The organism is Faecalibacterium langellae, assembly GCF_002549775.1.
In the GTDB taxonomy this organism is placed as follows: Bacteria; Bacillota; Clostridia; order Oscillospirales; family Ruminococcaceae; genus Faecalibacterium; species Faecalibacterium langellae.
Genome location: NZ_NMTR01000019.1, coordinates 98,710 through 113,399 on the forward strand (window position 1 = coordinate 98,710; position 14,690 = coordinate 113,399).

13 protein-coding genes are annotated in these 14,690 nt (G+C 59.3%); 4 read left to right on the forward strand and 9 right to left on the reverse strand.

Annotated elements, in window-relative coordinates:
- Window positions 1-93: 93 nt before the first annotated feature.
- From CGS49_RS07915 to CGS49_RS07940, 6 genes are all read right to left on the reverse strand, one after another.
- Window positions 94-1,311, reverse strand: coding sequence for an ABC transporter substrate-binding protein (locus CGS49_RS07915; protein WP_097801317.1), 1,218 nt, complete (start codon window positions 1,309-1,311; stop codon window positions 94-96).
- A 269-nt stretch (window positions 1,312-1,580) separates the two neighbouring features.
- Window positions 1,581-2,798 (reverse strand): carboxynorspermidine decarboxylase, encoded by a 1,218-nt coding sequence (locus CGS49_RS07920; RefSeq protein WP_097801318.1) that lies wholly within the window; start codon window positions 2,796-2,798, stop codon window positions 1,581-1,583.
- A complete protein-coding gene (locus CGS49_RS07925; RefSeq protein ID WP_097801319.1) occupies window positions 2,798-4,057 on the reverse strand; it encodes a saccharopine dehydrogenase family protein in 1,260 nt (419 codons plus the stop codon). The genes CGS49_RS07920 and CGS49_RS07925 overlap by 1 nt, the downstream gene beginning before the upstream one ends.
- Window positions 4,058-4,141: 84 nt before the next feature.
- On the reverse strand, window positions 4,142-5,017 hold the full coding sequence (gene speB, locus CGS49_RS07930) for an agmatinase (protein ID WP_097801320.1): 876 nt from the start codon (window positions 5,015-5,017) through the stop codon (window positions 4,142-4,144).
- Window positions 5,017-5,874, reverse strand: coding sequence for a polyamine aminopropyltransferase (gene speE / locus CGS49_RS07935; protein WP_097801321.1), 858 nt, complete (start codon window positions 5,872-5,874; stop codon window positions 5,017-5,019). Before speE ends, speB begins: the two co-directional genes overlap by 1 nt.
- A gap of 13 nt (window positions 5,875-5,887) precedes the next feature.
- A complete protein-coding gene (locus CGS49_RS07940) occupies window positions 5,888-7,354 on the reverse strand; it encodes an aminotransferase class I/II-fold pyridoxal phosphate-dependent enzyme (protein WP_097801322.1) in 1,467 nt (488 codons plus the stop codon).
- Window positions 7,355-7,977: 623 nt separating this feature from the next.
- Between CGS49_RS07940 and CGS49_RS07945 the strand changes: the two genes are divergently transcribed.
- Both CGS49_RS07945 and CGS49_RS07950 read left to right on the forward strand, forming a co-directional pair.
- Window positions 7,978-8,694: a LytR/AlgR family response regulator transcription factor gene (locus CGS49_RS07945; protein WP_097801323.1), complete on the forward strand. Its 717-nt coding sequence runs from the start codon at window positions 7,978-7,980 to the stop codon at window positions 8,692-8,694.
- A 21-nt stretch (window positions 8,695-8,715) separates the two neighbouring features.
- Entirely contained in the window at window positions 8,716-10,032 is a 1,317-nt protein-coding gene (locus CGS49_RS07950) for a sensor histidine kinase (protein ID WP_097801324.1), read from the forward strand.
- A gap of 74 nt (window positions 10,033-10,106) precedes the next feature.
- Here CGS49_RS07950 and CGS49_RS07955 read toward each other — a convergent pair whose 3' ends face one another.
- The 3 genes from CGS49_RS07955 to CGS49_RS07965 form a co-directional block, all read right to left on the reverse strand.
- Window positions 10,107-11,303, reverse strand: coding sequence for an ABC transporter permease (locus CGS49_RS07955; RefSeq protein ID WP_143405838.1), 1,197 nt, complete (start codon window positions 11,301-11,303; stop codon window positions 10,107-10,109).
- The gene (locus tag CGS49_RS07960; RefSeq protein WP_097801326.1) at window positions 11,288-12,037 is read right to left on the reverse strand and encodes an ABC transporter ATP-binding protein; all 750 of its coding nucleotides are present in this window, start codon (window positions 12,035-12,037) and stop codon (window positions 11,288-11,290) included. Before CGS49_RS07960 ends, CGS49_RS07955 begins: the two co-directional genes overlap by 16 nt.
- 103 nt (window positions 12,038-12,140) lie before the next feature.
- On the reverse strand, window positions 12,141-12,776 hold the full coding sequence (locus CGS49_RS07965; RefSeq protein ID WP_097801327.1) for a TetR/AcrR family transcriptional regulator: 636 nt from the start codon (window positions 12,774-12,776) through the stop codon (window positions 12,141-12,143).
- Window positions 12,777-13,037: 261 nt separating this feature from the next.
- On the opposite strand from CGS49_RS07965, the gene CGS49_RS07970 reads away from it, so the two are divergent.
- Window positions 13,038-14,261 (forward strand): glycosyltransferase family 39 protein, encoded by a 1,224-nt coding sequence (locus tag CGS49_RS07970; RefSeq protein ID WP_179859054.1) that lies wholly within the window; start codon window positions 13,038-13,040, stop codon window positions 14,259-14,261.
- Window positions 14,261-14,665 (forward strand): hypothetical protein, encoded by a 405-nt coding sequence (locus tag CGS49_RS07975; RefSeq protein ID WP_097801329.1) that lies wholly within the window; start codon window positions 14,261-14,263, stop codon window positions 14,663-14,665. The genes CGS49_RS07970 and CGS49_RS07975 overlap by 1 nt, the downstream gene beginning before the upstream one ends.
- Window positions 14,666-14,690: the final 25 nt, after the last annotated feature.

The following is a 14,690-nucleotide window of genomic DNA, read 5'->3' on the forward strand; positions in this document are numbered from 1 at the left end:
GGGGAACCCTCCATTTCTTACATCTTTTATCAGGATACAAGCAAAGCGCAGACAGGAGTTTTCCTGCCTGCGTTCTGCTGTTTTAAAAGCTTATCAGTCTTCCACGCTTTGGGTCTTGACGAACTCGAAGGCACCGTCAGCGGCCTTCTTGATGTAGGCCATGTCCTTGTTGGCGTCGCCGGTGGTCTGGTCAAAGGTGATGCTGCCGGTCACGCCGTCGTAGTTCACACCGTACAAAGCGTCCCGGATGGCGGTGCCGTCGGTGCTGCCTGCGGCCTTGATGGCTTCCAGAGCCACCATGTAACCGTCGTAGCCCAGTGCCGAGACAGCGGCCACGATGTCGTTGCCGCCGTTGTTGGTCAGCTTCTGGCTGTCGGCGTTCAGCCACTCCTTGAAGCCGGTGACGAACTCCTTGGCAATGCCGGAGTCATCGTTCTCATCAAAGAAGGTGGAGCAGTACACCTGCACATCGGTGCCCTTCTGGGCATCCAGAATGACGCTGGACTCCCAGGTGTCGCCTGCGGTGATGGGCTTATCGAAGCCTGCCGAAGCCGCCTGGGTGATGATCTGTGCCGCATAGGTGGTGGCGCAGGGGGCAAAGATGACATCCGCACCGGCGTTGATGGCGTTCTGGATGTAAGCGGAGAAGTCGGAGGTGCCCTCGGGGAACTGCTCGTTGGTCACGGTGCCGCCCAGTGCTTCAAAGGCGTTCACAAAGTAGGTGGCAAGGCCGGAACCGTAATCCTCGCCCAGCATACTCAGCACATAAGCGTTGGAAGCACCAAACTGATCCTTGGCAAAGCTGGCCATAACGGAACCCTGGAACGGGTCCAGGAAGCAGACACGGAAGTAATAGGGGTTTGCCTCGGTCACGGCGGGGTTGGTGCAGGAGCAGCCGATGGCCGGGATGGAAGCAGCCTGGAAGGTGGGGGCTGCTGCGATGGAGCAGCCGGAACCGTAGTTGCCCAGCACGATGGAGACCTTCTTGGAGACCAGTTCCTGTGCGGCGGTCACGGCCTTGTCGGTGCTGGACTGGTTATCCACTTCCACCAGCTCCACATTGTAGGTCTCGCCGCCGATGTCCACGGTGGGCGCAATGCTGTTGGCGTACTCGATGGCCAGCACTTCCTGCTTGCCGCCTGCGCCGTTATCACCGGAAGCCGGCTCAAACACACCGATCTTGATGGTCTTGCCGCCTGCAGCAGAACCGCTGGCGGAGCCACTCGAAGACGAGCAGCCTGCCAGAGCTGCGGCCGCAGCGGTGACGCCTGCCGCCTTCAGGAAATCACGACGAGAAATGAATGCCTTCATAAGAAATGCCTCCTCTATTATTTCTTAACACTTTCCCAGATAAAACAAGAAAAACCCGCAGCGGCGCAGTGATCCTCAGATCCTGCATCGTTGCGGGTTTCTTAGCAATGTTTTAGCACATGAAAAGGAACTTGTCTAGGCTAAATTTGATTTTTTTCAAATTTTCGTCAGATGATAAAAAGAAACTGTACTTGAATAGCGTGCATTTTGGGCGGTTTTGATACAAACTGCCCTTGCTACAAATACAGTTTCGCACAAAAGGTCGGACTTTATCTAGCCGCGTTCCCGAGGCGCATTTTAAAATCGCGGTAGCCGAACCGCACCAGCTCCCGGCAGGAGCCGTCCTCGGCCAGTGCCCAGATGGGCGGCAGGGGCATGCCGTTGAAGGTGTTGTTCTTGCAGGTGGTGTAAATGGCCATATCGCCAAAGATGAGCTTATCCCCCTCGGTAAGAGGAGCGTCAAAGCTGTAGTCCCCGATGACATCTCCGGCAAGACAGGTGGGCCCACCCAAGCGGATGGTGCACGGCTTTTCTTCCGGCTCACCTGCGTCCAGCAGGGGCGGGCGGTAGGGCATCTCAATGACATCCGGCGTGTGGCAGGCAGCGGACATGTCCAGAATGGCAAGGTTCGTCTCGCCATTGCACAGGGTGTCCAGCACCGTGGTGACCAGATACCCGGCGTTCAGCGCCCAGGCTTCACCCGGTTCCAGATACACCTGCACACCGTACTTTTTCTGCGTCTCAGTGATGCACTGTTCCAGCGTGGCAAGGTCGTAACCGGGGCGGGTGATGTGGTGCCCGCCGCCGAAGTTGAGCCACTTCATCCGGGGCAGCAGGTCCCTGAACTTCTCCTCCACCGCCGCCAGTGTCGTGGCCAGTGCATCCGCGTCCTGCTCGCACAGGGTATGAAAGTGCAGACCGTCCAGCAGGGCGGTCAGCTCCGGGTGCGCCGCCACGGCGGCGTCCCACTGGGCGCGGGTGGTACCCAGACGACTGCCGGGGGCGCAGGGGTCATAGATGGCGTGGCCCTCCTGCGTGGAACACTCCGGGTTGATGCGCAGACCAATGCTTTTGCCCGCTGCCTTTGCCGCCGGGCCGAACTTTGCCAGCTGCCGGGGCGAGTTGAACACGATGTGGTCCGCGTAGTGCAGCAGCTCGGTGAACTCGTCTGCCCGGTAGGCGGCGCAGAACACATGATTCTCTTTCTCCGGCAGTTCTTCTCTGCCCAAACGGCTCTCGTACAGGCCGCTGGCCTCGGTGCCCGCAAGGTAAGGGGCCAGCACCGGGTAGACGTCAAAGTTGGAGAACGCCTTCTGCGCCAGCAGAATCTTGCAGCCGGTGCGCTGCTGCACGCCAAACAGAATCTCACCATTGCGGCGCAGCTGCCCTTCGTCCAGCAGGTAGCAGGGGGTGGGCAGGCGGTGCAGCTGCTCCTCGGACAGGTTTGCCAGCCCCGCAAAGGGCGGGCGGCTGTCGCGCACCCGCATCAGTCCACCAGAGCCGGGCTGTGGCTCTCGGAGCGGGGCAGGCCGTACTTGTCCAGAGCGTCCAGATACGGGTCCGGATCAAACTCCTCCACGGTGTGCACGCCCTTGGTGGTCCACTTGCCGGTCAGCAGCATCAGCGCGCCGCACATGGCAGGCACGCCGGTGGTGTAGCTGATAGCCTGAGAGCCGACTTCCTTGTAGCACTCCTGATGGTCGCAGACGTTGTAGATGTAGTAGGTCTTTTCCTTGCCGTCCTTTTTGCCGGTGAAGATGCAGCCGATGTTGGTCTTGCCCTTGGTGCGGGGGCCAAGGCTTGCGGGGTCCGGCAGCAGAGCCTTCAGGAACTGGATGGGCACGATCTCCTGCCCATTGAAGTTGACCGGGGTGGTGGACAGCATGCCCACGTCCTCCAGACAGCGCATGTGATCCAGATAGCTCTGACCAAAGGTCATAAAGAAGCGGATGCGCTTTGCCTCCGGGATGTTCTTTGCCAGCGACTCGATCTCCTCGTGGTGCAGCAGGTACATATCCTTCTGGCCCACTTTGTCGAAGTTGTATTCCCGCTTGATGCTCATGGCCGGGATCTCCACCCAGTGGCCGTTCTCCCAGTAGCTGCCGGGTGCGGACACTTCGCGCAGGTTGATCTCGGGGTTGAAGTTGGTGGCAAAGGCATAGCCATGGTCGCCGCCGTTGCAGTCCAGAATGTCGATGGTGTCAATGGTATCGAACTCGTGCTTCTTGGCATAAGCGCAGTAAGCCTGGGTCACGCCCGGGTCAAAGCCGCTGCCCAGCAGAGCAGTCAGGCCGGCTTCCTCAAACTTTTTGGCATAGGCCCACTGCCAGCTGTAGTCAAAGTAAGCGGAGAAGCCGGCTTCCTTGCAGCGCTTCTCATAGATGGCACGCCATTCGGGGTCGTCGGTGTTCTCGGGCTCATAGTTGGCGGTGTCCATGTAGTTGACGCCGCAGGCAAGGCAGGCGTCCATGATGGTCAGGTCCTGATAGGGCAGGGCGATGTTCATCACGAGGTCGGGCTGATACGCCTTGATGAGGGCGATCACTTCCTCAGTCTTGTCGGCGTCCACCTGAGCGGTGGTGATTTTAGTCGTGGTCTTCGGGGCCAGCTCTGCAGCCAGCTTGTCGCACTTTGCCTTGGTGCGGCTGGCAATGCAGATCTCGGTAAACACTTCGGGCACCTGGCAGCACTTGTGGATGGCAACGGAGGCCACGCCGCCGCAGCCGATGATCAGAACTTTGCTCATGTTGGGTTCTCCTTTGATTTTTTACAGTGAATTCAGAAAAGCAGACCTGGGGCCTGCGGCCCGGACTCTGCATACAGTTACAGTTTAGACCTGAAACCCGGGCCAGCCCTTGTCGAGGGCAATGAGGGTCTCTCGCAGCACCTTGCAGGCGGTGGCGGTGGAAACGCCGGTGGTGTCCAGCGTGGGAGCCAGCTCGTTGAGGTCAGCCGCCACGATGTTTGCTTTGGTCACGGTGCGGATGGCGTCCAGCAGCTGCAAAAAGCTGACGCCGCCAGCCTCCGGAGTACCGGTGCCGGGGAAGCAGGAGGGGTCCAGGCAGTCCAGGTCAATGGTGAGATACACCGGCACCTTGCTTGCACACAGCTGTTCGGTCAGCTCGGCAAGGCCGGTAAAGTCGAATTTGTGCATCTCGGTGTGCTGGGCCGCGAACTCAAACTCGGCGCGGTCACCGCTGCGGATGCAGAACTGGTGGATATGCCCGTCGCCCACCAGCTCGTGGCAGCGGCGCAGCACACAGGCATGGCTCAGCTTTGCACCAAGGTAGTCGTCCCGCAGGTCAGCGTGGGCATCAAAGTGGACGATGTGCAGGTCCGGGTATTTCTTCACGGCGGCCCGCACGGCACCCAGGGTCACCAGATGTTCGCCGCCCAGCAGCAGCGGGAACTTGCCGTCGTGCAAAATTTCCTCTGCCCGGGCCTCGATGTCCGCAAGGGCGCTCTCACTGGAGCCGAAGCACAGCTCCAAGTCGCCGCTGTCGAAGACGTCAAAATCGGTCAGGTCGGCGTTCTGGTAGGGACTGTAGGTCTCCAGACCATAGCTTTCGTGCCGGATGGCCGCCGGGCCAAAGCGTGCACCCGGGCGGTAGCTGGTGGTGGAATCGTAAGGCGCGCCGTACAGCACGATGCTGGCGGCACGGTAGCTGCTGTCGCAGCCGATGAAGGTCTCAACATTGGGTTGCATCAGTGTTCCTCCACTTCCCGCAGCATTTCCTCAAGGAATGCCGGCAGGTAGAATGCCCCGACGTGCAGCCGGGTGGTGTAATAGCGGGTGCGCATGTTCAGCGCTTTCCACGCTGCGGCATCCAGGTCGTCGATGGGGTGGTACTTCTTGCTGGCAAAGCCGAATAGCCAGTAGCCTGCGGCAAAGGTGGGGATGTGGGCCTGATACACGCGGCTGATGGGAAAGGTGGACGCGATGCGCTTGTGGCTGCGCTGCATGGCGCTGGCGTCCTCGGCGTAGAAGGGGCTGCCCTGCTGGTTGACCATGATGCCGTCGTCTTTCAGGGCGTTGAAGCAGCAGCCGTAGAACTCGCGGGTGAACAGGCCTTCGCTGGGGCCGAAGGGGTCCGAGGAATCCACGATGATCAGGTCGTATTCCTCCTCACAGCGGCGGATGAACTTCAGGGCGTTCTCAAAGTAGATGTGCACCCGGCGGTCATCCATGCGGCAGGCATTGCCGGGCAGGTAGGCACGGCAGGCTTCCACCACCTGCGGGTCCATCTCCACCAGGTCGATGCGCTCCACCCGGTCGTAGCGGGTCAGCTCCCGCACCACGCCGCCGTCCCCGGCACCGATGACGAGGATATCCTTGGCCTCCTTGTGCACCGCCATGGGCACATGGACGATCATTTCATCGTAGATGAACTCGTCGCGCTCGGTGAGCATCACGTTGCCGTCCAGTGTGAGCACCCGGCCGAACTCGGGCGTCTCAAAGATATCGATGCGCTGGTAGTCGCTCTGCTTGGAGTAGAGCTGTTTATTCACCCGGATGCTGTGCTTCACGTCCGGGGTGTGAAACTCGGAAAACCAGAATTCCATAAAGGTTCCTCCTTTACGCCAGAACGTTCAGGTGTAAAATGTCGGGGTCCTCGGGGCCGGTCATGCTGCAGCCCTTGGCCTTGGCGTACTCAATGTAGTTGAGAATTTCTTTGGTGATGCGCTCGCCCGGGGCCAGAATGGGGATTCCCGGCGGGTAGCACATGACGAACTCGCTGCACACCATGCCCTCGGTCTCGCGCAGCGGCAGGCTCTTTTTGGGGGCATAGAAGGCCTCCTGTGGGCTGGCGGCCACCACGGGGTCAATGTATTCCTGACTCAGCAGGCCGGTGCCGTCGGTGTGGTAGCGGCGCTTGATCTCGGCCAGCGCGCTCACCAGCCGCTCGATCTCCTGCGGGCGGTCGCCGATGGAGAGATAGGCCAGAATGTTGCCGATATCGCCGAACTCGATCTGGATATCGTACTCGTCGCGGAGGATATCGTACACCTCAATACCGGCAAGGCCGATGTCCAGCGTGTGGACGCTGAGCTTGGTGGTGTCAAAATCAAAGACAGAGTTGCCGTTGCACAGCTCCTTGCCAAAGGCGTAGTAGCCGCCCACGGCGTTGATCTCCTCGCGGGCATACTCGGCCATGTCGGCCACCTGATGAAAGACCTGCCGACCCCGCAGCGCCAGATTGCGGCGGGAAATGTCCAGACTGGACATCAGCAGGTAGCTGCCGGAGGTGGTCTGGGTCAGGTTGATGATCTGCCGCACATAGCCCGGGTGCACGTTGGGCCCGATGAGCAGCAGGCTGGACTGGGTCAGGCTGCCGCCGCTCTTGTGCATGGAGACGGAGGCCATATCCGCGCCTGCTGCCATGGCAGAAACGGGCAGGCCGCCGCCAAAGTAGAAGTGGGTGCCGTGGGCTTCGTCGGCAAGGCAGAGCATGCCCGCATCGTGGGCCATCTTGACGATGGCGCGCAGGTCTGAGCAGATGCCGTAGTAGGTGGGATTGTTCACCAGCACGGCCACGGCGTTGGGGTGCTCTTTGATGGCCTTTTCCACCTGCTCGCGCTTCATGCCCAGCGAGATGCCCAGGCGCTTGTCCACCTCGGGGTTCACATACACCGGGATGGCACCGCACAGCACCAGCGCGTTCAGCACGCTGCGGTGCACGTTGCGGGGCAGGATGATCTCATCGCCCCGCTTGCAGGCGGTGAGCACCATGCTCTGCACACTGCTGGTGGTGCCGCCCACCATCAGAAAGGCGTGGGCCGCGCCAAAGGCGTCGGCCGCCAGTTCTTCTGCTTCCCGGATAACCGATACCGGGTGGCAGAGGTTGTCCAACGGCTTCATGCTGTTCACGTCCACGCCCACGCACTGCTGGCCCAGAAAGGCCGTCAGCTCCGGGTTGCCGCGGCCCCGCTTGTGGCCGGGCACGTCAAAGGGCACCACACGCATCTGGCGGAAGCGTTCCAGTGCTTCGTAGATGGGCGCACGGTTCTGGTTCAGCCGGAACCGTGTACGATTTTCACTCATGCTTTTTCCTCCGTCCCTGGTCCCTTCGGCGCAAAACAAAAAGCGCAGGCCGCACACAAAGGTGCAGACCTGCGCTTTGAACGATCATTTGAAGGCGCGGGCAGAATCCCCCCGGCCATTGCGCCGGAGAACGCCCACTTCGCATGATTCAAAAAGACGGGATGACGAGAGTCTATATAGCAATTACACTTTTACTACTCTTATTGACCGTTTCACAAGTCTGCGCACCGGGTGCGCAATTTCATGGTTGTAAAGGAACCAACTTATAAAATTTGAGCTTTCAACTCAATCAATAATGGCAGCTTGCGCCGCCGGTCGGCAGTGGACCCGGCTGTCCGTATGGCCTTAGCCCCGCTGGGCGGTCCTTGAGTAAATTGCTTTGAAAAGACCCTGTTCTACGTCGCCTCTCAAAATCGTGTGTTAGCATACCATGCCGTTTTTTGCTTGTCAAGGCGTTTTACAAAAAATGTCAAAGATTTTTCACAAAGTATCACTTTTTCTTTGCTGGATCTTTGCTCGGTTTTGTGCGCGAATGGCGTCGTTTTGTGCGCAAACGGCAGGTTCTTTTCCCCGGGAAGTGTGCTATAATAAAAATGACAAGAAGTGGAAAGTGAGGGAAAAACGTGGCATTGCAGATCGCCATCGTGGAGGACCTGCAGCCGGATGCGCAGCGGCTGCAGGCATTGGTCCGGCAGGAGCTTGGGGCAGTGGAGTGCGGCATTTTCCCCAGCGGGGATGCCTACCTGCAGCAGATGCCCGCCCGGAAGGATGACCTTGTGTTTCTGGATATCTGTATGGAGGGCACCAGCGGCATCGAGACCGCCCAGCAGCTGCGCCGGGCAGACCCAGAAGTGCTCATCGTGTTCGTGACCTCCTCGCCGGAATATGTGTGGGACGCCTTCCCGGTGCACCCGTTCGATTACCTGCTCAAACCCTATGAGGAAGAAAAGTTCCGCAAACTTGCTGCCGAGCTGCGGCGGGTGCTCTGCCGCACCGAGCCGGAGCTGGAAGTGCGCATTGCCCGCCAGACCGTGCAGCTGCCGCTGCGCAAGGTGCTGTACGCCATGGCGCAGAACCATTTCGTCCGGGTGGTGAGCGAGGACGGCGAGTGCCGGGCCGCGTGCGGCTTTGCGCAGGTGGAAGAAAAACTGCGCACCGAAGAAAATTTTATGAGCTGCAACCGCGGCATCGTCATCAACATGGATAAGGTGCTGCGCTTTGAGGACGACTGCATTGAAATGCTGGACGGCACCCGCCTGCCCGTGCGGCAGAAAGACAAAAACGCCCTGTTCGCCCATTTTACCCAGTACCAGTTCCGCCACATGCGGCGGGAACTGTGAGCCAGGAAAGGAGCCGCCGCCGTGAACGCTGCCATCTTCGGACGTTATTTTCTGGATTATGCCCTGCTGTACCCCAGCGGCTTTCTGTGCCTGGCCTGCCTGTGGGAAAAGGTGCGCAGCCCCAGGCGCACCGCCTGCATCGCGGCGGTCGGCATCACGGCCGTGTGCCTGGTGTGCGCTGCGCTGTGCACGATCTTTGAGCTGGACAGCAACTTTTTGCTTCTGCCCATCGTGCTGTGCACCTTCTGGCTTTTGCGCTGGCGCATGAACGCGGAAGTGACCGTGAGCCAGACGGCCTTTCTGTTCTCCATCTCTGCCGTGATGATGGCCGTGTGTTCGCTGCTTTCCAGCATCCTGAACGCTCGGGCGGAGGCGGACAACCCCGGGACGGTCTGCCTGCTTTCCACTTCGCTGCTGCGCATGGTGCTGGCGGCAGTGCTGTGCACCCTGTTCTGGTTCACCGTGGTCAAGTGGAGCCGGTGGCTGCTGCGGGAGTACCGCGGCGAAGCGTTCTGGCAGTCGGCCTGGCCGCTGCCCGCCATCTATGCCGTCTACCTGATGTACTGTATGCCGAAGGACTCTGCCATTGTGCTGATGAACCGGGTGATGATCATCGCGGTGCTGGCGGTGTCCATCTCGCTGTTCGGCATCTTTCTGCTGCTGTACGAGATGTACCGCGTGGCGAAGGAGTTTACCCGCAGTTCCCAGCTGGACCGCGAAAACCAGCTGCTGGGCATGGAAGCCCGCCGGTATACTGAGCTGCGGACCTACATGGAAAACACCCGCCGCCTGCGGCACGACTTCCGCCAGCACCTGCACGTCATTGCGGGCCTGACCGAGGCCGGGCAGCTGGAGGAGCTGAAAAGCTACCTGCACCAGTATGAGAGCGAGCTGAGCGAACAGCGGTCTGCGCTGTGTGCCAACGCCGCCGTGGATGCCCTGGCCGGGCACTACGACAACGAGGCAAAGCAGCAGGCAACGCCCATCGAGTGGAAGCTGGAGCTGCCCCGCCAGCTGCCGCTGCCGGAAGCCGACCTGTGCACGATGCTGGGCAATCTGCTGGAGAACGCCCTGCACGCCAGCCAGCGGCTGCCGCCCGAGCAGCGGCAGGTGCGGGTGATGGCCCGGATGCTGAGCCCCGCCATGCTGGGCATTGTGGTGGAGAACAACTACGACGGCGTGCTGAAAAAGCAGAGCGGCATTTTGCACTCCACCAAGCACGAGGGCGTGGGCGTCGGGCTGGTGTCCATCGAGACGGCAGTGCACAAATACAGCGGCAGCCTGAACATCGAGACCCAGAACCATGTGTTCCGGGTGAATGTGCTGCTGAACCTGTAAGACAAATAAGACAAAAACCTCCGCAGTTTCGTCCGTTTCGGGCGGCTGCGGAGGTCTTTTTGTATGTGGGAGAGTTACTCCCGGTTCTTGAGCACTTCGGCAGGGGTCATGCGGTCGAGCCTGCGCACCAGCACCAGGTCGATGAGCAGGTAGCACGCCAGCACGCCTGCGTAGATGACGGCGTACAGCTGCGGCGGGAAGCTCAGCTCCAGCCCGGCGGCAACGTTGGACACGAAGTAGGGGTAGATGATGTCCATCAGCCCCTTTGCGGCCGGGATGCACACCAGCGCGCCCAGCGCCACCACCACAAAGTTGCCGTCCAGATACAGCCGCCGCACTTCGCCGGTGCAGTAGCCGAACACCTTCAGCAGCGAGATGGAATAGGATGCGCGGTCGATCATCACCTTGATCATCAGGTACAGCACCACCAGGAAGATGACCACCGAGAGCACGCTGACCAGGATGACCATGGGCATCATCAGGTCGGTGAACACCGCCGAGGCCTGCTCGATGTTCTGGCGGCTGACGGTGGCGTACAGCAGCCCGGTGTCGATGTCCAGCGCGTGGTCGGAGAACACCGTGTTGTAGTAGTCGTCGCTGCGGCCGAACAGCTCCTGCATGGCGTCACGGTCCATGAAGATATAGAGCTCGCTGGCGTAATGGACCACGTCCGTCACCGTGAAGGCGTAGTTCACGTCGTTCACTTCGTCCCGCAGCACCAGCACATCGCCCTTGCCCACACCGAATTTCTGGGCCACAGAGCTGGCAATGACCACCTCGCTCTTTTTGGCGGTGGGGGCCACCTCCGGGAAATAGGGGCAGCCCGGGTCGATGCCCAGCATGGTCACATCCAGATCGTAGCCGTAGGAAGTCTGGCGGAGGGTCTCAGCGTAGGCCGGGGTGCCGCCCTCCGGCACCTCCTCGGTGGGGTATTTGTAGGTGTAGCAGTATTCGTAGGTGGTCTCCAGAATGCTGCGCCGGTTGAAGTTGTCGCAGTAAACATAGCAGTCCAGCGCGATCATCAGCACCAGCAGGCAGATGAACATGCCGCCCAGCACCGCAAAGGCCGAGCGCAGCTCCCGCAGCAGCTGGCGCAGCTGGAACCGGGGCAGGAAGCTCAGGTGCCCCAGGTCGATGCGGGAGATCCTGCTGGCGTGGCTGGCCTTCTGCTCACTGCGCAGCAGTGAAAGGGCGGTGCGGCTGAGCGACTTGCGGATGACGATGCAGTTGACGGCAGCCGCGATCACCGGCGGCATCACCAGTGCATACACCAGCAGCAGGCCCGGCAGCCGGACGCCCAGCTGCGGCAGGGAGTAATACAGGCAGCGGGGGTGCGCACCTCGTTGCGGTAGTTCTTGTGGATCTGGCCGTCCTTCAGGAGGACCACCTGATGCACCATGTTCTTGATGGCGTTGTTGTGGGTGACGATGAGCATGGTGGTGCCGTACTGGGCGTTCACCCGCTCCAGCAGGGTGAGGATCTCCCGCGAGGTCTTGCTGTCCAGCGCGCCGGTGGGCTCGTCGCAGAGCAGCAGGCGCGGATTTTTGATGAGGGCCCGGGCGATGGCGCAGCGCTGCTGCTGGCCGCCCGAAAGCTGGGCCGGGAACTTGTTCTTGTGCTCGGTCAGGCCAAGCACCTGCAAAAGCTCGCCGAGGTCCAGCGGGCTGCGGGTGAGGTACTGGCACACCTGAATGTTCTCCTGCACGGTCAGGTCCGGCACGAGATCGTAGAACTGGAACACGAAGCCCAGCTCCTCCCGGCGGTAATCCGAGAGCTGCTTTGCGTTCAGGCCCACGATCTCCTTGCCGTCCACCACGATGGAGCCGCTGTCCACCGTGTCCAGCCCGCCGATGCAGTTGAGCAGGGTGGATTTGCCTGAGCCGCTGGTGCCCTGAATGACGCACATGTCACCCTGATGCACCTCCAATGAGACATTTTTCAGCACCTGCGTGTAGCTGCCGCCTTCGCCGTAGCTCTTGCACAGGTCGTTTACTTCCAGATACATGATTCCGTTCCTCCTCAAAAAGTTTACACAGCATAACACTGTTATGTAAAAGGGCTTATAAAAACCATGACGCAGCAAATGCGCCATGGAAAAAGCGGCGGATTCAGGGGCCGGGGCTGACGGGGGGCTGGAACAGGCCGTTCCAGCCGCTGAGCATATACTGCAGGATGTCCTGCAGGTGGGCCAGGGCCTTCTGCTCGTCCGGCTCGTGGGTGAGCAGGTGCACAAAGGCGTCGATCTGCATGTGGGCCAGCCAGTGGATGGTGTAGTCCTGCGGCGGGGTCACGCCCAGCAGCGCGGCCTGCCGGTCGGCCAGCTTGCGGTAGTGCTCCTCCGAGATGGCCACCAGCTCGTCCACAAAGTGTTCCAGGCTGGAGCCGTAGCTGCCGGTGAGCAGCAGCAGAAACAGGTCGTAGTTCTGGTACAGCAGGTGCAGCACCTGCTGGGACGCATAGGCATCGTCGCGGAAATCGTTCTCCGCCGCGTCCTCGCCGCTGTCCAGCACCAGCAGCTCCTGCCGCATGTGCTCGGTGAGCATGGCTTTGAGGGTGTTCAGCTGCGGGGCCACCAGCGAGGTGAACAGATCGTCCTTATCCTTAAAAAAGAAATACAGCGCACCGGTGGTCACGCCGGAGGCTTTGCAGATGCTGCGCAGGGAAGCGCCCTGGTACCCCTTGGCCAGAAACTCGGCCCGGGCGCTCTGCAGCAGCTTTTCTTTGGTTTCGCGTTCGTCTTTCATGCAGTCTCCTGTATCAAGCTGGATAACACCGTTATGTTAGCATAAACGAACGGACCTTGTCAAGAGCAAACTTGCCCGGACAGGGCGGAGCGGGTGGCTGCACTTCCGCTGCCCCCTATCGTTTTTGCCAAAAGTGTGCTAGAATAGACACAAAACAAACATCGAACGGCAATGGCTGGGCAGCGCATATCGGTTTTGCAAAGAGCCCGGATGCAGCGTGAAATGCGGAAAGAGAGCCGGACGGGAAAAATGAGGAACAGTATGAAACAGACAGAACAGAGAATGAAAACGCGGTGGATCCTTGTGTTCCTTGCCATGTTGGTCTGCTTTTGTGGCTGGTGGGCAGTGCGCAAAGAAGGATTTTTTGCGGATGAACTTTATTCTTATGGACTTTCAAACAGCGATTATGCGCCGTTTTTGAGTTGGTATTATAACGGTGAACGCGCGTACAGCGGCACGAGCGCCGAACACATTTACAGTCGGGAGGACTTTATGTCCTATGTTGCTGTGCAGGAGGGCCAACGCTTCGACTATGCGTCGGTTTATTATAATCAGACGCAGGATGTCCACCCGCCGGTATTCTACTTTTTATTGCACACGGTTTGCTCGCTGTTCCCGGGCAGCTTTACAAAATGGACTGGCCTTGGTCTGAATTTTGCACTGTTCGGCGGCACCATTGCGGCATTGTATGCACTTGGCATGGAGATTTTTGAAGGGGAGAACAGTTGGAAAAAGTCGCTGTTCGTCTGCGCGCTGTATGCATTCAGTGGAGAGGCAATCTCAAATGCAACGATGATACGAATGTATATGCTTCTGACCCTGTTTACCACCATGTTGGCGCTGCTGCTGGCAAAGGCTCTGCGCAGGCCGACGCTTGTCCGGTATCTGTTGATCGGCATCGTCATTTATCTTGGAATGCTCACGCAGTATTTCTATGTGATCTATGCATTTTTATTGTGTGCAGTGTATGATTTTTACCTCATGCTGCGGCGGGAGTGGAAACATGTGGTGCAGTTTTCAGCGGCGGCTTTGGCTGGTGTTGGCGGAATGATGCTTACATTCCCCTGTTGGCTTGCGCAGCTGCACTCCCAATCGACGGTCTCGCTGGACACTACAACGGATAATATCCTGAACTTGAGCCAGTACCCCAAGGGCCCGTTGGAATTGACGGGATGGAGCATTGTGGAGTTTGGCGTGGGCGCGGGGATCATGGCGCTGCTGCTCCTTGTGGCATTGACGAAAAGATTTCTTCCGGGAAAACTGCGGCAGACTGTGCTGATTGCACCCCGCGCAAAACTAATAACGATCCCGGCGCTGGCTGCGTTCATCGTGATTGCAGTGATCTCGCCGTATAAATCCCTGCGGTATGTATACCATCTGCAGCCGCTGGAAGCACTCTTTTGCGGCTGTGGCTTTTTTGCTGTGCTGGATACGCTGGGACAGAATGCACGAAAGAAAATCACACAGGCTGTGTGTGTGCACTGATGCTTGTGCTGGCCTTTGTGTTGACGCCGGAGCGGATGTACATTGGTAACCGGAAGGTGAATGAAGAACTGGAACAGTACAGCGACGCGCAGTGTGTGTCGCTGATCGGAGATATGACGGCATTCACATCGGAGCTCCCGGAGTATCTGCACTTCAAAGAGATTTGTGCGGTGCAGGACACTTCCAGCACGCTGCTCCGGGAATATTGCACCGGTGAGAGTGATTCCATGGTGGTGTTCATTTGCGGGCGCGGCCTGTGGCAATTCGTCACTCCAGGCGAAGTGGAGCAGATCACGCAGGAAAATCAGGTGTCAGCAGAGAAAATCGCACGGCTGGGCGGATATACATCCGTTGAAATGCTGGATACGCAGGAATTTTCTCAGATCTGGGTGCTGAAAAAATAAGTATGCGGCACCATCAATAAAAAAT

Bases quoted from the DNA above. Each gene is read 5' to 3' on its own strand.
- CGS49_RS07915 (WP_097801317.1), bottom strand. From the start codon at position 1,311: ATGAAGGCATTCATTTCTCGTCGTGATTTCCTGAAGGCGGCAGGCGTC.
- speE (WP_097801321.1), bottom strand. From the start codon at position 5,874: ATGGAATTCTGGTTTTCCGAGTTTCACACCCCGGACGTGAAGCACAGC.
- CGS49_RS07965 (WP_097801327.1), bottom strand. From the start codon at position 12,776: ATGAAAGACGAACGCGAAACCAAAGAAAAGCTGCTGCAGAGCGCCCGG.
- CGS49_RS07975 (WP_097801329.1), top strand. From the start codon at position 14,261: ATGCTTGTGCTGGCCTTTGTGTTGACGCCGGAGCGGATGTACATTGGT.
- CGS49_RS07960 (WP_097801326.1), bottom strand. From the start codon at position 12,037: ATGTATCTGGAAGTAAACGACCTGTGCAAGAGCTACGGCGAAGGCGGC.
- CGS49_RS07925 (WP_097801319.1), bottom strand. From the start codon at position 4,057: ATGAGCAAAGTTCTGATCATCGGCTGCGGCGGCGTGGCCTCCGTTGCC.
- CGS49_RS07940 (WP_097801322.1), bottom strand. From the start codon at position 7,354: ATGAGTGAAAATCGTACACGGTTCCGGCTGAACCAGAACCGTGCGCCC.
- CGS49_RS07970 (WP_179859054.1), top strand. From the start codon at position 13,038: ATGAAACAGACAGAACAGAGAATGAAAACGCGGTGGATCCTTGTGTTC.
- CGS49_RS07920 (WP_097801318.1), bottom strand. From the start codon at position 2,798: ATGCGGGTGCGCGACAGCCGCCCGCCCTTTGCGGGGCTGGCAAACCTG.
- speB (WP_097801320.1), bottom strand. From the start codon at position 5,017: ATGCAACCCAATGTTGAGACCTTCATCGGCTGCGACAGCAGCTACCGT.